We start from the raw sequence: 18,590 nt of genomic DNA, 5'->3' as shown, positions 1-18,590 counted from the left end.
ATATTTACGTTGGGACCAAAATTCCTAGGTAGAGAATCATCTAATGCCTAAAAACCACATCTTGTTCTACCAGCTGCTTCACATCAATGGTTGGAAGTAAATAGCCACTATAAGCGGTTCCTTCAGTTTTTGTATGAAGAATCCCTCGGGCAGAGCCGACAGCTAACAACGCAAAATGAAAAGCAGGTCCTTTTGCGACAAGATAAGAACCATCATCTTGTTTAACTTTATCTTCAAAGTCATTTTTTTTAATTTCAAAAAGCGCTTGAACTTCAAGAATTAGAAAAGGTTGATTTACCTTTAGTTTGTGAATACACATTAATACAAATATATTTACTATATGGATAGACATTTTGATGTAGATATTAAAGTCCGAACAGTGCAACTGACTGATTATAAGCAAATAAGTTGTAGTTAAAATTTATAGAAGACTTGTTAACAATTCACAACAATTTAATACGTTTGCCCAATGTTAGTTACAAGACAAGACATATTATCCTTAAAAACATTTTCAACTACAAAAGAAGCTGTAGCTATTGATAGTATTCCTAATACCTTTAAAAAAGATTTCCAACTATTCTTTTTTGGGAAAACGTTTTTTAAAAAGGATAATACTTTGTTTGCTTACCCTCACGATATAAAAAGATGGACACGTTTTATGTTTAATAAATACAATGGCTAATCATGTTGCCTGATTATTTCTTAAAATTTAACGAAGCTCTTTCAAGCTTTCAAGAAAATTTCCAAGAAACGAATGGACTCCAAAATTTAGAGATTCCCTAATCAATGATTATTCTTTTTATTCTGAAAGAGCTGAAGATGCAAACTTCAATATGGAGATACGATTCGTTTTTTAAACAATGAAAGCATAAGAGGTATTAACCTCAATTCCCTAATGGGGATATCTGCCCATCAAAGTGTCCTTAAAAATCTTTTAGATTCTTTAAATAACTTTAGTTTATCTGAAGATTCTATTAAGAAAGTACATCGTTGTTTAATGGGCAATCCTTTTGCTTGGGAAGCGGAATTTGAACCTGAACTTGTAGGTAATTACAGAAATATACCAATTGGTGGGTTCAGACAACCTTTTTTTGAAGACAAAGAATATGTTGCTCATTATCGATTAATCGATGTAATGGGCACTTGGGTTGAGATGTTCAATAATCGGTTTTCTGATATAGATAACACAACGGAAGAAAAGCACATACTTACAAGAATAGCCTATTTTCATAATAAGTTCTTGAATGAACTCCATCCTTTTGCTGACGGTAACGGTAGAGTTTGCAGAATAATTATTGGTGCTATTTTAATGCAAAATGATTGCCCACCTATATTTCCTGAAATAACAACTCAAGAGGAACAAATAGAATATATTACAACCATAGTAAACTGTGAAAGCGAAAAGAGCGACATCCTTTTAGTAACCTATTTCGCAGAAGGAATGACAGACTATTTAATGAAAAGAGTGAAGGAAAAATCTTATACTTTATCCTTTACCTCATTCATAAACCATTCTAAGGTTTTACCCTTCTTACCAAGTTCTCTTGTTAAATAATTCTCTTGCCCTCTTATAGCGATTCTCTTGGCGTTTAGCAGCTTCGAAATCGCTTCCCATTCCTCGTGCTTCCAATAGAGTTCTAATTCCTTGGGGAAATTTGGAGGGGTTTCGGTCGATGTCTCTAAGAAACTGTTCTCGAACTGATTGGTCCATATGGTGTTTAACTGGACAATACTGTTTTAAATATTAAGATATGTTTTTTTTGGAATACGCTGATGCTTTGCGTTGTGGGGAATATTTACTTATTACTTTCTGTTTTTATCCTCTTCCGTTTGTTGGAGTAGCATTTTTTGAGGAGATACAACAGGTAGAATCATTCCTTGCATATTTGTATTCGATAAACGCTCATAAATAATGCCTCTTGCAGTAGAGAAGCTAACTCCTAATAAGGTTGCAATTAATAATCCTGAGAAAACAGGTTCGTTCTTTTCGCTTAATTCAAAATATTTTTTTAATTCTTCTATTTGAAAATGAAAATCTATACTAAAATGAGCGTTTGCATTATTTGTTTCAGAACTGTTGGTTTGCAGGTCAATAAGCAACCCGATTTTAATACGCTCATCTTTTAAATTGTGCATTGTTTTATGTGCAACATTAATACTAAAAGGAATTTTACCTTTGTTGGGTAAATCTTTTATTGAACTTTCAATAACGTTAATATGAAAGAGGTGTAATTTTTCTGGATTTATTTTAATTTCCGACATCACATTGCAATATTGTAATTAGAATCTTCATAATCATTCATTGCGTTTTCAATTTCCCCACCTTGAATTAAACCTAAATACACGTATTTAACTTCTGTAATAGGCTCGATATTAATCAAATCAACACCCAAAACAAACTCCATTTTATTAATGCTTTTCATGGTTAAATTATGAGTACCAGATAACCATTTTGATACTTCAGAAGGTTTTTTGCCTAACATTTCAGCAAACTCACCTTTTTTAATATCACGTTCTTTTAAAATGGAATTAATCTTTTCTGTTAAGGCAAGATTTTTTTCTACTAATCTTGCTATTTCAGGATTACCATTTTCGTTTAACCAATTATCAATTATGTTGTTTTGTGGAAATTTCATAGTGTGTGTTTAGAAATAGATTTTGAAATCTTCATTACATTCTATTTGTGTAAAATCAGCGTTCCAAACGATGTCCTTGTCTATAAAAGCATTATCGATTGCTTTGGTAATTTGGTTTGCTAGTTTAAAATGATTTTTAACATTGGGGCAGTGTTGCGCTTTATTTGTTGTTTTAATGTCTCCACTAAATAAGAAAACAATGTGCTCATTTGCTCTCAAACAATATAAGCGCAAATTGTTTGCTTTCTTTTTACCATACGCTGTGTATTGAGGTTTACGGTCAACTCCTTTGGGTGGTAGCGCAGAAGCGTCGGCTGTTTCGCCTTCTGGTCTAAAGTGATGTGTTTGTGCACCATATTTGTTACCTATAACTTTCAGCCAATTAAGTATATGGTCTAACTTTTTTTCGTTCGTTTTTGTATGTTGTTTGATAAATTCTTCAAATAAAGAGAGTTCATTATCATTAATACACATCGAATAGTAGCCTACTTTTTTGTATTGTGCTATTGGCTTTATATGCGCAAAGTTATTCACTTATAAGTTAATTTACAAATTTATTTCACTTTTAAGTTAATTTTATGACAATTAACATAAAGCGTTTTATTAAACCAATTCATTATATTATTTCATAAATATAATCACTTATCTCAATTTCTTAATAGCTGGTTGTAACGCCATCTCGAATCTAGGCAAGTACGTTACCAGAAATTCATTTTATCCCGATCGTTTTTACCGAAGGCTTTTAAATATGCAAAGCACTTTGTTAATTAGAACAATAGTCGTGATAACTTACTATAAAATCTTGGGTTTGTTCTACTATCGTATCTACCATAGCCTCAAAATAATCAGTTTCGTTCTCAATTTTCCTAAAATAGCTGTACTCGACAAATTTAATGGATTAGCTTCTGTTGTTTTGAGATCTCGTATAATTGGCCAAGAAGAGTTTAAGCGCCTATCTCCATCTACTATAGCATCATATTCTCGCTGCTTATCTAAAACACCTACAAACATCCTTCCTCCTGTATTTCCTTTACCCGAAAACGATTCTAAACCAAACTGTACTCCTTTTTCATGAAGCGCATCTGAACTAAGCCATATTTGTGAATAATTATGGCTAACATCATTACCAAGGCGTGCGTTTAAAGTGGACGGCAACCTCATAATAGAAAAATAAAACTAACATAAGACGCATCATTTTTACACTAAAAAATACCTCTTCGTTTATACAAGACTATCTTCTCGTCCTTTTTAACCTTTGAAAAAAAACATTATGTAAGCATGATTTTATCTTTTTTCAAACATCAACTTAGGCAAGACCACTTTATATTCTTTCCCTTCTTTAGCATCAAACCAATACACTAAATAGGCGACACTTCCATTGGCTAGTTGATAACCGTCCTTAATAAAAGTGTCGTGCTTTTTAGCCATAAAATCTCTAGAAAATAGTAGCACATTCCCTCCATCTTGTTTAGCGCATCCTATTGCGATATTATCTGTAAACTGCACGGAATCATTTATAAGTTGATCCCCGGATTTTAAAGTATTGATTCTATTTACTGTTTTAGAATATTTTTGAGAGCCTAAATATATGTCTTTGTGCCCTAGTATTACTTCAAAATGTTTAGGTTGCTCTGTAGTTCCTTCAAATTTGGTTACCGATAGACTATTAGTATCAAATTCATCAAAAAAGGAGGAGTTACAATGTAACTGTAAACTTAATTTTGCTCTAGAACAGCCTACATATAGCACACGTTTAGATTCTGTCTTGGCAAAATCATAGTCTTCTAAGAGCAGGTACACATGATCAAATTCTTTTCCTTTGGATTTATGCAGGGTTGCAATTATAATTGCTTTGGAATCAGGATCAATGGCATCTTCCATTTTTATTTCACGAATATAGTCGTACCAATCTATTAATTGTTTCTGCTTATTATAATTCAATTCAAATTTTTGAATAAGCTTTAAACAAATATCAAGATGGCTGCTCGAATCGTGTTTTGATACAAAATGATTTTTGGCATCAGCCCATTCAGTATTGAAAATTAAACCAGCATCATTTGTGTTCAGTTTTAGATGATCTGTGAACGTTCTTAGCTCAAATAAGTGATCTAAACTAAAGCCTTCAAGTCCCGTAATAAGCTTCGTTTTTTGTCCAAATTCTTTTAAGAATGTATTGAGCATTAAAGCTTGTTTATTAGTCCTGACCAGTATAGCTCTTGTGCCAACGTAATTATCTTGAATTACTTTCTCTGCTAAGGATTTTTCTAGATAAGAAGTGTTGTACCTAATTAATTTAATATTGGATTTCAATGTTTTATCAATAGGTTCTAGCGCTTGTGTTTTTAATCGGTTTGGTATTTTTTTAAGCAATGCATTATTAAAATGAACAATGTGCGAACTACTTCTATAATTTTTGATTAATGCATAGGATGTCGCATTGTATTTCTCTCTAAATTCTAACATATTTTTATTTGAGGACCCTCTAAAACCATATATGTTTTGATCGTCATCACCAACAGCAATAACTCTGATGTTTTTAGCTTTATTTATTATGGTTTGTACCAGTTTCCATTCAACGGCATTTACATCTTGAAATTCATCGAGGAGCAATACACTTTTATTGATTATAGATGAGATATCAACTTCCTTGTTGTTAATTGCCGTAATACAATCTTGAATGACGTTTTCTGATTTTTTCAAGTCTCCTAGCTGCCCCAATAGTTGAAAACAGAAGCCATGAAAGGTTGTGATTTTAATAAGCCCAGTGTATTCTGGAACGAGTTCTCTTGCTCTTGCTCTAAATTCTAGAGAAGCAGCTTTTGAAAACGTAAGCATTAAAAATTGCTCCGGTTTAATATCTTCCAATAATAATAAACTAGCAATCTTATGAACAAGCACCTTGGTTTTGCCACTCCCGGGACCTGCAAGAACCAGTATGTTATCTGATTTATTATCGTCAACAATACTTCGCTGATCAATATCTAATTCTCCTGCGATTTTCTTAAACCGTTCAGGAGTAACCGGCCTACTGATTTCCATTTTACGTCTCGGAAAATATTTAGCCAAAAACTCTTCATAAGGTTGACTAAAATAATCATTGACATAGGCTAAAGCAGATTCGTAGTTTTTAAGTCTTCGTTTAGCATATTCACCAACAATATGAATCTGTTCCGTTTTATGAAGATAATGTTGACTCATTTTATTGAAATTCTCTAGTGTAAACCTTGGGAGTGACCTATCAATATCTTCAATGTTCAATCTATTATAGGACACCATAAAACCACCTTCTAGTTTTATTGATTTGATCTGATTTAGAAAGAGTAACGTTTTCTCATAACGTTTAATGTCTTCTTCTTTTATTTGTCCGAATAGTTGATTAGAGTTTTTAAGTTCTAACATTGAAAAACTTACAGGTAAGTCCTTTTTATCTTGAGAATCTCGATTTTCTTTTTGCTTTAAATAGAATTTTTCAAGAAGCTCATAAACATCTAATGTCAACTCGTGTCTCCATTTAATATCCTCATTTAATGAATCATAGTGCTTTATTTTTATTTGGTATAAGTCATTCTCTCTATCAACACGCTTTTTTTGGATAAAATTTCTCAGTTCCCAATAATTAAGAATGTTCCTCAGTTCATGTATTTCTGATTTAACATCTAAATCATTAATATTTTGATTTAGTTGTCGCATCGATATTTTAATGTCTCCAGTTAAAATCTGGTGCATTGCAGTTTCAATTTTCCGATACCGATCTAAAGTCTTTCTTGAGCTTTTTGCTGATTGGGTTAGGTTAATAAATGCCGTTAAATCTTTGGCATCGCCCAAAATCTTAAGCTCTCTTAATAATTCAATGACATCTCTAATTTCTTTTAGCCTTAGTCCAGTTCTATCTGCTAAATAATCAATTCTGCATTCATCATCTTTAACTATTCGCTGTAGAATTCTTGAGCAATTTTGAACTTGAATTTCAGTAATATTTTTGCTTTGATTAATTATTTTTAAAGCTTTGGATAAGTTAGGCACCAACAAACTATCTGCAAAGACCATGGGAGAATTTAATCTTCGTTTTAAGAAGCCTTGATCTTCTAGAGCAGCAATAGAAGTCTTAACTCTAGTTTCCAGCTCTTGAATTTCAGTATCCCATCCTGCTTTTTGTGCTATTTCTAAAGCGGAATTACTTATTTTTTTTTCTTTTCTATATTTTGATAAATTCTTGAGTGCTTGCCATATTTGTTGAATCTCTTTTTGATTTATTTTGGTCTGTTGCAATAAACTAAAGTGCTTGCTTAAATCTTGCTCATTAAATAGAATATAGCATTTAGCTTGAATTTTTTCATCTCTACCAGCCCGCCCGGCTTCTTGCACGTAATTCTCTAAAGAATCGGATATGTTATAATGGATTACAGATTTTACATCATCCTTATCAACTCCCATCCCAAAAGCAGAGGTAGCCACAATAATGTCCTTTTCATTATGCATGAAAGAATCCATGTTATCTTTCTTTACTTCTTTATCCAATCGTCCGTGAAAATAAGTAGAACTTAATCCCGCTTTCTGTATTAAGCCATGTATTTCTTCAACTCTTTTAGTTCTTGAGGCATAAATAATCACAGGCTTTTCACAATTTTCCAACACTGATAATAATGTATTCATCTTGTGGTCTGAATCCTTGATTTCAATGACCTCATATTTTAGATTAGTTCTAGTAGCCCTAGTGACGTACTCATCTAATTCAATGTTGAGCTTTATTTTAAAATATTTTTTAATGTCTTCAATTACTTGTGGCTTCGCAGTTGCTGTAAAACAAGACACAGGTATTTTCCCAAATGGTCTTTCTTCTTCAAGACTCAAAATAAAGTCAGCAATAAATAAATAATCTACTCTAAAATCTTGTCCCCAAGACGAAAAGCAATGCGCTTCATCTATAACAAACCTTGCTATTGAACGCTGTTTTAAAATTCTTAATATCGTTGGCGAGCGCAAAGACTCAGGAGACAGGTATAAAAGTTGGACTCCTCCTTTCTCCACCCTTTCAATGGCATCTTGCCTTTCTAGAGGAGATAATAACCCGTTTATAGCTGCTGCCTTTGTGATATCAAAACGGTTTTCAAGGTTCTCAACTTGATCTTTCATTAACGACACCAAGGGAGAGATAACAACTGTTAGTTGACGAGACAGAGAGCCTTTCATTAAAGCTGGTAACTGAAACGTAAGTGACTTACCTCCTCCTGTGGGAAAAACAGCCACAAAGGATCTTGCACTCAAGCCGGCCCGAACAGTTTTTTCTTGCAAACTTATGTCTTCATTAGGATCAAAGCTTCTAAAATCTTCATATCCAAAATAGCTTTGTAAAGCTTTTTTAGGGTTTAGATATGAATTACAATAAGTGCAAGTTTCTTTACCACAAAATTTAAATCTAACATTATCTAATATCTCTTGTGTTTTAGGAAGTGTGTTACTAACCCAATAAGCTAAAACAGATTTATCTTCTTTGGTATTTATTAATGAAAAAGCATAAGCTAATTCAATAGGATATTCTTTTACTAATTGAAAAATATTGGAGCTATCGCAAATTTTACTTTTAAATAAATTTACTATTTCAGTAGCAGCATCTAGATTGCTCATCTGAAAATCAATCAACTCTAAAAAACCCGAATACGCATCAGATCCAGTAAGTAATCTGACATAAATTTGCTGTACATTTTCTTCTAATTCCTTGAATCTATTGAGTTCATCTATTAATAATTGCCTTGTTAATTTGCAATCTGATAAGGGGTTGTTATAATCACTATCGTTAACGATTTTATACCCTTTTACAAGTTTATGGTAAGGATTATCACAAAATAATAGTGTGGACCATAATAGTGTATCAACTATCTTTTTATGTTTAAAAATGTCATTTCCTAGTACCCTTTCCAATAAAGGAATGTCGTGTGCAACTATATTATGACCGCAGATATATTCTGCTTGGTGTATCCAACTTTTAAGTTTCGTAAATTGACTTTCATGTAATTCTTGTCCATTAAAAAGAGCGCCAATATCCTTTATTTTTCCTTGTTTGGTAGTCTCAATGTCTATATATAGAACTTTATTCATCATAATTGATTGATACGCTGTAATGTTTCCATTTCTCCAATACTCGAAACCTGTCCATATATATCAACATCGGTTGATACTCTTGATAATTCTGCACCTTCATCTCGAGCATAGATACTTATAATTACGACGGTTTGGGTATCATTATTCATGTTACAATCTTTCTTTCAAAAGTGAAATAGCTAAATTTTGTTCTCGTACTTTACCCACTCTAATGGCATCTACTAGCGCTAAAATCTCGTGTAAATTTTGATCGTTTAATACCGCTTTGGGCACGGATTTATACAATGGCTGAATAGCTTGCCCACGCATATTGCCCCTAGCGTAAGGCCAAACATAATTCTGGTCACTTTGTATTTTATTATTCAATGGTGGTGCCGAATGAGCAGTTGCAATACCTCTTACAAGAGCACCAGGTTGTTGTGGAAAAACATATTTAATTCCATATTGTAAAAACTCTAACAAATTGAGCAGGTTCACTCGCTTGCGACTTGCATCTATTAATCCTGAATATTTTGATCTTGATAAGCATTCGGAGATTTCGGACTGGCTAATATTTAAATCTTCTGCAAGTGTATGTTGAAACCATTTTTGCTTTTCTAAAGTGCATATTTTTAAGAGAATTAAAATATCCTGTGGTTTTAAAGTGTTATTGCTTTTCATCATATTGCGTATTGCGATATGTAATAATAAGCTAATTTTTGTTATATATTAAAATTCATAACTATAATATCGCATATTGCGATATACGATATCCTTAACTAAGCATTAGTTTTAAGGCTCAAAAGACATAAAAGATCTTTTGCATCAAAGTAAAAATTGCGGTATGTTCTAAGGGTTAGATTAAGGAAAATCGTATTTTCAAAGCCTTAATGGAATGTTATAATTTTAAAACTTTCGATTCGCATCTGGAACCTGAAAGCTTGTTTTAGGGTTTAGGGTTTAGGATACTAAAAAATATCTATAATCTTAAAACACCTCTAAAAAATTTAACACCCCATGCATCTGCTCAGTAAACAAACAGCGCTCAAAAACCGCTGAAGATTATGTTGCCTCAAGGTATAGTAAGCACGAGATTTTGAGCGCAGAAACAAATATAAAAATATGCAGAACAAAGGACAATACTGCACCGCCCGAAGATTTATCAGAATGGGCAAATGGGATCTATTGGATGGAATGCAGGTATTTTCAACAGTACTGAAAATGAAACTATGTTTCCATTTCAATACTAGCCCGAATGACAACAACCCATGAACAGCGCATGTAAAAGCAACTCCCGCAAATTCCTCGGATCTACTCAAAAAAATGAATTCGCGGTGTTTCGATGCATTACACCTACCACTAAAATAAGCGCATTCGCAGTTTTAGCTAATTGTAACGTGCCTCAAGAACCAAAAGTCCCGATTTAGCGTTTCAAAAGCTTCAGTGTTTGTTGTCCTGATGCTGTTTTCAATCTTAAAATATAGAGGCCTGAACTTAGGTTCGAGGTGTCGATTGTAGTGTCATTTTTCAGCTGAATTGGGAGCACATTACCCAAAATATCGTAGAGCAGGACTTCGGAAATTGGAGCAACCGATTCCAATTGAATCAGGTTATCAAACGGATTCGGATACACTTTGATGGTGTTAGCTACCACTTCTGAAACATCCAAAGTCGCACACTGCGGATTAGTACCTTCCAGCATTGAAAGTGTGCCGTTATCTATGGACCAGTTTTCCCAAGTGCCACCAAAACCAGTTTCCCAATCGGATAAGTCGAAATAATTGGGACCCCCATAAGTACCCGGTACTTTATAGACTTTCATGGCCTCGCCATTTCGGTTCCAAGTAACAGGAGTTCCGGCCTCAACAGTTTCTGGTGCATAATCTGAAACGCAATTGGCTTGTAAAAAGTAGGCGTATTCCGGATAATCGGGATATTCGCCGTAAACGTAAGCTTTTCCGTTGGGCTCCACACATACCGCGGTATAATCATTACAGGCGATCCCAAAGGAGCGCGTGCCATTATCTTGTACAAATCGTGCCAAAAACACGCTTTGACGACCCTGACGGTCACGGTCGGCAAAATGGGAGTCGGCAATGACGTTTTCCATAAACGGCACTTCCAAGAAATCATTATAGCCCATGGTCACTCGGGGATGGTAAGGGTTGCTCAAAGCCACATCGGATTCCACAGTGCCGAATTCCCCAGAAAAATAAGAGCTTCCCATGATTGCCATGCCCGCACTTGTACCACCAATCACCCCTTGCTTCACGTTGATAAATTCGTTGAGCGCCGTTTCCATGGCATTGTCCTTAAAGTAAGAGACATAATCAAATTGATCACCTCCAGCAAACCAAATCGCCTCTGCATTGGCCACTTTAGCCAAAACCACAGGATCGGTCGCCCCTGCCGCGTTGTTGATCACAAAGGTGGTTACCGAATTGAGGGTCACGCCCAAATCACTATAAAAATAATCGTTGTAGCCATCGCTACCAGTAGCGCGCAACACCAGCACATCACCACCATTGGCCTTATTGAGAAACCAAAGCATGGCCTCATCATTTTCCGTAGCGCCACCCATCAAGCAAATGCCTGCTTCATGGTTAGTGCTTATATCTGTGCTGCTGCCCGTGGTATACTCGGTATAATTTTGGGCAAAAACACCCAGACTTAAACTGAGTGCTAAAATGAGTAGTGTTTTTTTCATGAGTCAATTATTTTTATGTTTAATTATGTATGTCAATTAGTTAGTCAGCATCAAGTCTTATTCTTGGCTATTGGCCTTTAGCTCTTAGCTCTCAATTCCAAAATCCAGTTTTCTAAATCAAATCAATATGCCACTCATCAAGTCAGCCTCAAGTCTAGACTCTAGCCTCTAGCCTCTAGCCTCTATTTTCTTTTTCACAGCTCACAGCTCAAAGCTCAAAGCCCAAAATTCCAAAATCAAACTAATAAGCCATTCATTAAGTCAGCCTCAAGTCTAACCTCTAACCTCTAATTTCCTTTCCAAGGCTCATAGCTCAAAGCTCATGGCTCTTGGCTCTTAATCAAATCAAATCAATATGCCACTCATCAAGTCAGCCTCAAGTCTAGACTCTAGCCTCTAGCCTCTATTTTCTTTTTCACAGCTCACAACTCAAAGCCCACAATTCCCAAATCAAACTAATAAGCCATTCATTAAGTAAGCCTCAAGTCTAACCTCTAGCCTCTACCCTCTATCCTCTATTTTCCTTTCCAAGGCTCATAGCTCAAAGCTCATGGCTCTTGGCTCTTAATCAAATCAAACCAATATACCACTCATCAAGTCAGCCTCAAGTCTAGACTCTATCCTCTAGCATCTAGTTTCCTTTCCATGGCTCACGACTCACAGCTCACATCTCACAGCTCAAAGCTCACAGCTCAAAACTCTACCCTCTCTATTCCCCCAGTTCCTTCTTCATCAACCGATACATCAAAACCGCAGTAATTTTCGCCTGGGTGGCAATTGTATTGAGATCGCCGGTTTCTTCAATGGTATGGTCGCCAGAACCACCGGTAAGGCCTAGTCCGTCGAGTGCCATCTCCACATGACCTGAAGTAAAGGAGATATCGGCGGCACCCGCATTTCTCGGGTTCACGGCTTCCACCGGACCAAATCCCAAATCCTGACTTACGCCATCGTAAATGCCCAAAAGTTTGGTATTGCCTTCGGTTAAAGCTAATGGCGGATACCCTTCATCATTGAAGATCAATTCCGCAGTGGTTTTGGGATAATGCGCCTGAACGATTTTCGTCATGACGTCCTGCGCCTTTTTCAACTGTTCTGGGCTAACTGCTCTAATATCGCCGTGCACCACCGTTTTTTCTGCTACGACGTTGTTTTTACCGAAAGCTGTTCCGCCAGTGAGGTCGTCGTTGATTGTGATATCTGTTCCGCCTAATATAAATCCGGGATTAAAGGTCAGGTCCTTTTCATTGGCCAATTGCAGATAAAATTCATTGAGGATGCGTGAGGTTTCGTAAATAGCGCCTACGCCAACCTCTTTTGAAAACACCTGTGAGGAATGGGCTGGCTGCCCTGTAACCGTCAATTGCCAATCGGAAGACCCTCTTCGGGACACCACAATGGTTTTCGGATTGTTATCCCCGTTTTCAAAACCCAGCGCAATATCAGCACGTTTGGCAGCATCTATGAGGTCTTTTTTGGATAATTCCAGCGGAGAACCACTTTTTTCCTCGTCACCGGTCATGATGATTTCAACAGACATGTCCTCCAAAACGCCAGCATCTTTTAAGGCTTTCATGGCTAAAATGATGATGACATCGCCACCCTTCATATCGGCAACACCAGGTCCTTTCATCATGGAATCGTCTAGCATGATGAACTCTTGAAACGGACTATCCAATTCAAAAACCGTATCCAAATGCCCGATCATCAAGAATTTTGGCCCTTTTTTACCGGTTGTCTTGGCGATGAGATGGCCTGCGCGATCGTAGGCTTCTCCAGAAGTCAATTGCGTTTCAAAGCCAAGCTGGTCGAGTTCTTCTTTATATAGGGTTCCAACGGCTCGCACACCCTCAAAATTCATGGTGCCACTGTTGATGTTGACCGTTTTCTTAAGTAGTGCTATGGAGGCCTCTAGGTGCTTATCTACCGATTTCAGAATCTTTTTTTCCATTTTGTCTTGTTGTGCCATACTCAAGGTACAGAATGCTAAGCTTGCAAAAAGGCTAATCTGTTTTAATTGTGTGTTCAAAATCATGTGTTTATTTTAGTGTAAAACTGTCGCCGGGAAGATAGATATTCAATGCCAGACCTTGGGCACCCAACTTCCCGTTTTTTTCTGTTTTGGACCGATCGGGATTTTCAAATACGATCACTTGCGACTCCCCAATAACCTCAGCCGATTTACCAATTACCAAAATGGCTGTAGACTCGTCAATCCCAATCCCCATAAGCTCTGGATGCTCAATCACAGCGCTAATCAACCGGTTATAACGACTGCGTTTCACAAAATGCTGATCGATGAGCACGTTGTTGAGCATGCCCAAACCTGTTTTCAATTCAATGTTTTCAGATTCGATGTTTCTAAAAGTGGATGCGTATTCTGGATGCTTCAGTTCATTTCCGGTAATCATCATTTTACTCATTACGGCTGCTCCGGCACTGGTTCCTGCGAGCAAACTACCATTCTCATAAGCCTCATGAATCGCCTTTTCCGCAGTGGTTCCTGCAACGATGTCCATAAATCGGTTTTGATCGCCTCCTGAAATATAAATCAGTTTGGCCTTTTTAATGGAATCCAATTTGGCTGAACCCAAGCGTTCTCCCTTTGCAAACTGCAAGCCGTGAACGTTATTGATTCCCACTTTTGTGAACTGCATTTTGGCGTAATAGACTGCCGAATCTGGCTCCACACTCGACATGGGCAATATAATGCCGTAGCCCTCTTTATCAATGCCAGATTCCTTGATGATGCGATCAATCATCGCCGCAGGTCTTGAGCCGCCGCCAATAATGACCAATTTTCCTTGGGCATCAGATTCTTGAGCGCAAGCTGAAAACTGAAACCCAGCAATAAGCATTACGACTAAACATAGTATATTTTTCAAAATCATCTCCTTTTTAAAATTAGTATGTGTTGCATTAGAATCACGGAATTTCATGTTGTAGTTCGATCACAATCAATGGTTTCCAATTCAAACCTTTCAGGTTTTGAAAAACTGAAAGGTTCTAGATAAGCTGCTCATCAACTATCCAGAATCAAGTCTTTTCCCAATCGCCCACAAGACGCTTTCTTAATTCTTAGTACTTTGTACTTTGTTCTTAATTCTTATAGTCTCAACCCAAACAGCAGTCTTGACTAATTGATAATCACAATCCCCCGAGTATCGCTTGAAGCCTGATAATACAATTCGGTTTCAGAGCCATCAAGGTTGGCGCGCATAAGCGCATCTGTATCGCGGTCGCCCCAATACATCTTATTTTCAGAGGCATCGAAACCAATGCCGTAAACCACACGTCCTATTCCCGTAGCGATGGTAGTGATGTTGGTACCGTCTAAGGCTGCAGATTTAATGCGAATATCGCCAGACCCCACATATTCGTCATAATAGATACGATCACCAATCACGCTCATGCTGCCGGTCTCAATATCTGGAATAACCAAGGTTTCATTGGACCCATCTAGGTTTTTTGACCAAATGCCACCAGAGTAATTGCCCCAAAATAATTTCCCGCTTGGTGCGTGTATCGCGACACCTTCAGGATCATTGGTTTGACCGGTTACAAAATCTTCCCTGTCATTGACATCGGTACTTCCCAAATCGGTGCTTTGAATTCCAGAACCCGTTGTCCAGTACAACTTGTCAGCATCATAATCTATAGCCATGCCAATAGGATCACTTAAACCACTTCTGAAATCTTCAAAATCAGAACCATCGGTGTTGCATCGGTAAATCTTACCAGCATCCAAATCACTGATGTATAATTTTTCATCTGAAGCATTGTAGACGATTTCATAAGCCGCCTGAGGTGCTACGTCTGCCAAAGGTGTGAAAATTGGCGCTTGGTCATTGATCAAGCCCTGAAAAAGCTGATTCCCATTTGTAAAATAAATAGGCGTGCCCACGGCATTCGGATCTTTGACCACGAGCGTGATAATTTCCTCCCTAACTTCCAAGGAAGCAGAGGTGGTCACCACCAATTTTACCTCATAAGCACCTGCCTCTAAATACGTATAGCTGGGACTGACCTCTGTGGAAGAATCGCCATTGCCAAAGTTCCAGTAATAGGTAGGCTCACCAACGGCTTGCGGCACGATGGAGGTATTTGTGAATGTTACCGTGGCTGGCGCAAATTCGTCGTTATCTATGGTATAAGTAAACTTTGGTACCGTGCTCGCTGCTGGTACCGGAAAATCATCGTCGGTACAGGAAACAAAACAACTTCCCAAACCCATGAACAGTAATACAATTGAAAAATATCTCATCATGATCTTATTTTATTAGTACAATTCCTCTTGGGCTCGCAAGGCCACTGGCTAAGACTTCACGTTCGCTCCCGTCTAGATTGGCGCGATACAACTCTCCAGAATCCCTCCCAGACCAATATAATTTGTTGTCTTCATTATCGATTTGGATGCCATAGATGCGTGTGCCATCGGTATCCACAGTTTGAATGTTGGAGCCGTCCAAATTTGCCACATTGAACGTGCCGGCATTTTGATCGTCAAAATAGACCTTATCATTTACCGTATCTACCGCAATGGCATAACCGTAAATCCCGGAAATAATGATTTGCGGATTCGAACCATCCAAATTAGCCTCATATAAATCTTCGTTATTCACTTCGTAAGCATACATTTTACCATTTTCAACATCAAGTGCCAAAGCTCTCCATTGTGCTGAAGGCAAATTCAAGACATTTTCGGGGCTAGAACCATCCAAATTAGCTCTAGAGACATTGCCGTCGTCATCTACCCAGTAAACTTTAGCGTTGACCTCATCAATTTGAACCGCATAAGGATCACCAATACCACTCACAATGGTTTCAGGGTTGGCACCATCAAGATCTGCCCTCCAAATATTTCCGAAGGGATAGGTGTCAAAATCACTGAAATAGATCTTTTCGTTAGTGGCATCGTAAGCCAGACCAACACCTCCTTTGCCTACAAGATCCACAAGATCGGTAGTTGTTCCCGAACCATCAAGAGTCAAGTTCCTTATAAATTCATCGCCCAAACTAATGTAATAAAGCGATGCAGGCGCTTCTGGAGCCATGGCCAAAGTGATCTCTTTCGTGCTGGTGTTGGAGCCAAAAGCCGAGGTTGCGGTTAGCGAAACGGTATAGCTGCCTTCGGAAGCATAAGTGAAGGCTGGGTTTTCTTCTGCGGAAGTTGTGCCAGCCCCATCTCCAAAATTCCAACTAAAACTGGTTGCTCCAACGGAAGTATTCGTGAACTGTACCGGCAAACCGGCGCTCAAATTCTCTTCATCTTCCACTGAGAAAGAACTGGCTGGGGTTACGGTAATTTCCATATTTGAAATTGTGGAACCTCCCGATCCGGTTGAAACCAAACTTACCAAAAACACATTGCTGCTGGTATATGATTTTGTTGGCGACACTTGCATGGACGTGGTACCATCTCCAAAACTCCATTTGTAAGCGGTGGCATTTTCCGAGTTGTTGGTAAATTGAATGGTTTCGCCAATGGCCACTTCTGAAGCGCTTACGGTAAATTCCGCTTGGGATTGTGGTGGCAAGGTGTCGTCGTCATTCTGGCAAGAAAAAATTGCCAAGACCATGAGACTTAAAATGGCGTATCTGTATAAAATTGTTTTCATAATCTGATTTTTTATTGGCGTTAGTATATTAGTATCATTATTTTTTGTAAAAAAATTTACGACTTCGTTCAAATCTATTTCCCTCAATGGGTGTTGCTACTTTCATATCATGAAACTCATTTCTCACAATTTTCATCAACAAAATCAATACCTGATCAATGCGTTAGAATCAAGTCTTGTTTCATGGGTCTCGTAGCGCAGCGGTCTTGGAATTTTTTTTAATATCCTGGATTTTGAACCATTGCTGGATCGTTATTGGTTTGGATTTCATCAAAGGGAATTGGGAATAAGGTCTGGTTCACACTGGTCACATTGAACAAAACGTCAACGGCCCTATCGGTTCTTACCAAATCAAACCAGCGATGGCCTTCAAAGGCAAATTCCACACGTCGTTCTTTTTCTATAGCACTTATCAATTGGCCCACATTGTTACTGGTAATATTTGATAGTCCTGCTCTGGCGCGAATGGTATTCAAATCGGCCTTGATTTGCGTGACCTCTGGCGCTGTTCCTTTTGCCAGAGCTTCCGCACGTATCAAATAAAGATCTGCAAGACGCAAGACGATAAAATTATCGGCGCCTAGGCTTAAATCATCGTACTTGATGGCATAGGCTAAAATTTCCGCGAAAGCGATACTGGTGTCAAAACGCGTGTCGCCTGCTTCATAAGCTTCCAAGAGATCTGCGGAAGGTTGCACCTCACGACGCCCATTGAGTGAACGCGGGAAATTGTACTCGGCAATGCGGTTACGCTCCAATTGTGAGAAGGAAATCTCAAAGATGGATTCTGCGGTATTTTCTTCAGCAAAAATATCGGCATAATTAGGAAGTAGGCTGTAACCGCCTTCATCAATCACTTCCGAAGCCATGCTGGCGGCCTGCGCATAATTTTTCTGATAAAGATAAACGCGTGCCAAAAGGGCTTTCGCTGCATATTTGGAACCTCTGGTTTTTGTGCCGGAACTTGGCATGTTTTCGGCAGCAAAAGTCAAGTCTGAAATGAGCTGTGCATACACGGCATCTAAAGGCGCTCTTGGAGCATCGAGTCCTGTAACCCCAACGGTTGGCGTCAATTTCAAAGGAATCGCACCGTAATAACGGGTCAGGTCAAAATGGTTCATGGCTCTTATGAAATAGAGTTCGGCCAAAGCTTCATCCTGTTCTTCCGCAGACATGTCGGCAATGCTTGGCACTTTAGCGATGACGTTGTTGGCCACGTTGATGCCATCGTACATAATCGCCCACATGTTGCTACTGCTGCCGTTTTCTGGAAGCAGGTTGTTGTTGTCTACCTCGGCATATTCCAATGCAGTGGCATCAAGCGGATGGGAAAGATTATCGGCCGCCAGGTCAGCAAAAATGCTATAGGTCCTGCCGTAGTAACTCAGACTCTGAAAGGAAGCATAAGCTCCCAAAATGCCTTTGTCAATATCTTCTTTGGTTTTAAAGGCCTCTGCGGCCGATATGGAATTTTGTGGTTCCACATCCAGCACATCACAGGAGTAAACTGCCATGCATGTAATCACTATATAAAGTATGTTTTTCATTTTT

Annotated in this window: 16 protein-coding genes; 2 read left to right on the top strand and 14 right to left on the bottom strand. The window is 37.9% G+C overall.

Going from position 1 to position 18,590, the window contains the following annotated elements; translation table 11 throughout:
- Window positions 1–40: 40 nt before the first annotated feature.
- Window positions 41–352, bottom strand: a complete 312-nt coding sequence (locus tag ESY88_RS09920) for a hypothetical protein (RefSeq protein ID WP_147087114.1) — start codon at window positions 350–352, stop codon at window positions 41–43.
- 117 nt (window positions 353–469) lie between these two features.
- Between ESY88_RS09920 and ESY88_RS09915 the strand changes: the two genes are divergently transcribed.
- Together ESY88_RS09915 and ESY88_RS09910 are read left to right on the top strand one after the other, a co-directional pair.
- Window positions 470–682, top strand: a complete 213-nt coding sequence (locus tag ESY88_RS09915) for a hypothetical protein (protein WP_147087113.1) — start codon at window positions 470–472, stop codon at window positions 680–682.
- Between the two features lie 213 nt (window positions 683–895).
- Window positions 896–1,555, top strand: coding sequence for a Fic family protein (locus tag ESY88_RS09910; protein ID WP_223270795.1), 660 nt, complete (start codon window positions 896–898; stop codon window positions 1,553–1,555).
- Window positions 1,556–1,803: 248 nt separating this feature from the next.
- Here ESY88_RS09910 and ESY88_RS09905 read toward each other — a convergent pair whose 3' ends face one another.
- The 13 genes from ESY88_RS09905 to ESY88_RS09850 all read right to left on the bottom strand — a co-directional run bounded on the left by ESY88_RS09905 (window position 1,804) and on the right by ESY88_RS09850 (window position 18,586).
- Complete coding sequence (locus ESY88_RS09905; RefSeq protein WP_147087112.1) at window positions 1,804–2,262, bottom strand: hypothetical protein; 459 nt, start codon at window positions 2,260–2,262, stop codon at window positions 1,804–1,806.
- Window positions 2,262–2,636 (bottom strand): helix-turn-helix domain-containing protein, encoded by a 375-nt coding sequence (locus ESY88_RS09900; protein WP_147087111.1) that lies wholly within the window; start codon window positions 2,634–2,636, stop codon window positions 2,262–2,264. The genes ESY88_RS09905 and ESY88_RS09900 overlap by 1 nt, the downstream gene beginning before the upstream one ends.
- 9 nt (window positions 2,637–2,645) lie before the next feature.
- A complete protein-coding gene (locus tag ESY88_RS09895) occupies window positions 2,646–3,170 on the bottom strand; it encodes a hypothetical protein (protein ID WP_147087110.1) in 525 nt (174 codons plus the stop codon).
- A gap of 291 nt (window positions 3,171–3,461) precedes the next feature.
- On the bottom strand, window positions 3,462–3,791 hold the full coding sequence (locus tag ESY88_RS09890; RefSeq protein WP_147087109.1) for a hypothetical protein: 330 nt from the start codon (window positions 3,789–3,791) through the stop codon (window positions 3,462–3,464).
- Window positions 3,792–3,920: 129 nt separating this feature from the next.
- Complete coding sequence (locus ESY88_RS09885) at window positions 3,921–8,732, bottom strand: RecQ family ATP-dependent DNA helicase (protein ID WP_147087143.1); 4,812 nt, start codon at window positions 8,730–8,732, stop codon at window positions 3,921–3,923.
- On the bottom strand, window positions 8,732–8,884 hold the full coding sequence (locus ESY88_RS21000; protein WP_189702574.1) for a hypothetical protein: 153 nt from the start codon (window positions 8,882–8,884) through the stop codon (window positions 8,732–8,734). Before ESY88_RS21000 ends, ESY88_RS09885 begins: the two co-directional genes overlap by 1 nt.
- Window position 8,885: 1 nt before the next feature.
- Complete coding sequence (locus tag ESY88_RS09880; protein WP_147087142.1) at window positions 8,886–9,395, bottom strand: hypothetical protein; 510 nt, start codon at window positions 9,393–9,395, stop codon at window positions 8,886–8,888.
- A gap of 742 nt (window positions 9,396–10,137) precedes the next feature.
- The gene (locus ESY88_RS09875; protein ID WP_147087108.1) at window positions 10,138–11,421 is read right to left on the bottom strand and encodes a T9SS type A sorting domain-containing protein; all 1,284 of its coding nucleotides are present in this window, start codon (window positions 11,419–11,421) and stop codon (window positions 10,138–10,140) included.
- 709 nt (window positions 11,422–12,130) lie between these two features.
- Window positions 12,131–13,450: a M20/M25/M40 family metallo-hydrolase gene (locus ESY88_RS09870; protein ID WP_223270794.1), complete on the bottom strand. Its 1,320-nt coding sequence runs from the start codon at window positions 13,448–13,450 to the stop codon at window positions 12,131–12,133.
- 10 nt (window positions 13,451–13,460) lie between these two features.
- Entirely contained in the window at window positions 13,461–14,312 is an 852-nt protein-coding gene (locus tag ESY88_RS09865) for a cyanophycinase (RefSeq protein WP_147087141.1), read from the bottom strand.
- 245 nt (window positions 14,313–14,557) lie between these two features.
- Window positions 14,558–15,685, bottom strand: coding sequence for a PKD domain-containing protein (locus ESY88_RS09860; RefSeq protein ID WP_189702573.1), 1,128 nt, complete (start codon window positions 15,683–15,685; stop codon window positions 14,558–14,560).
- Between the two features lie 7 nt (window positions 15,686–15,692).
- Window positions 15,693–17,039: a PKD domain-containing protein gene (locus ESY88_RS21825; RefSeq protein ID WP_147087106.1), complete on the bottom strand. Its 1,347-nt coding sequence runs from the start codon at window positions 17,037–17,039 to the stop codon at window positions 15,693–15,695.
- A 218-nt stretch (window positions 17,040–17,257) separates the two neighbouring features.
- Window positions 17,258–18,586, bottom strand: a complete 1,329-nt coding sequence (locus tag ESY88_RS09850; protein WP_147087105.1) for a RagB/SusD family nutrient uptake outer membrane protein — start codon at window positions 18,584–18,586, stop codon at window positions 17,258–17,260.
- Window positions 18,587–18,590: the final 4 nt, after the last annotated feature.

Source organism: Subsaximicrobium wynnwilliamsii (genome assembly GCF_007997225.1).
GTDB lineage: Bacteria > Bacteroidota > Bacteroidia > Flavobacteriales > Flavobacteriaceae > Psychroserpens > Psychroserpens wynnwilliamsii.
Note: the sequence above shows the minus strand (reverse complement) of the source record. Positions and strands in the feature narration are given on the sequence as shown.

Bases quoted from the DNA above. Each gene is read 5' to 3' on its own strand.
- ESY88_RS09910 (WP_223270795.1), top strand. From the start codon at position 896: ATGGGGATATCTGCCCATCAAAGTGTCCTTAAAAATCTTTTAGATTCT.
- ESY88_RS09900 (WP_147087111.1), bottom strand. From the start codon at position 2,636: ATGAAATTTCCACAAAACAACATAATTGATAATTGGTTAAACGAAAAT.
- ESY88_RS09885 (WP_147087143.1), bottom strand. From the start codon at position 8,732: ATGAATAAAGTTCTATATATAGACATTGAGACTACCAAACAAGGAAAA.
- ESY88_RS21825 (WP_147087106.1), bottom strand. From the start codon at position 17,039: ATGAAAACAATTTTATACAGATACGCCATTTTAAGTCTCATGGTCTTG.
- ESY88_RS09905 (WP_147087112.1), bottom strand. From the start codon at position 2,262: ATGTCGGAAATTAAAATAAATCCAGAAAAATTACACCTCTTTCATATT.
- ESY88_RS09865 (WP_147087141.1), bottom strand. From the start codon at position 14,312: ATGATTTTGAAAAATATACTATGTTTAGTCGTAATGCTTATTGCTGGG.
- ESY88_RS09850 (WP_147087105.1), bottom strand. From the start codon at position 18,586: ATGAAAAACATACTTTATATAGTGATTACATGCATGGCAGTTTACTCC.
- ESY88_RS21000 (WP_189702574.1), bottom strand. From the start codon at position 8,884: ATGAATAATGATACCCAAACCGTCGTAATTATAAGTATCTATGCTCGA.
- ESY88_RS09860 (WP_189702573.1), bottom strand. From the start codon at position 15,685: ATGAGATATTTTTCAATTGTATTACTGTTCATGGGTTTGGGAAGTTGT.
- ESY88_RS09875 (WP_147087108.1), bottom strand. From the start codon at position 11,421: ATGAAAAAAACACTACTCATTTTAGCACTCAGTTTAAGTCTGGGTGTT.
- ESY88_RS09880 (WP_147087142.1), bottom strand. From the start codon at position 9,395: ATGAAAAGCAATAACACTTTAAAACCACAGGATATTTTAATTCTCTTA.
- ESY88_RS09920 (WP_147087114.1), bottom strand. From the start codon at position 352: ATGTCTATCCATATAGTAAATATATTTGTATTAATGTGTATTCACAAA.
- ESY88_RS09915 (WP_147087113.1), top strand. From the start codon at position 470: ATGTTAGTTACAAGACAAGACATATTATCCTTAAAAACATTTTCAACT.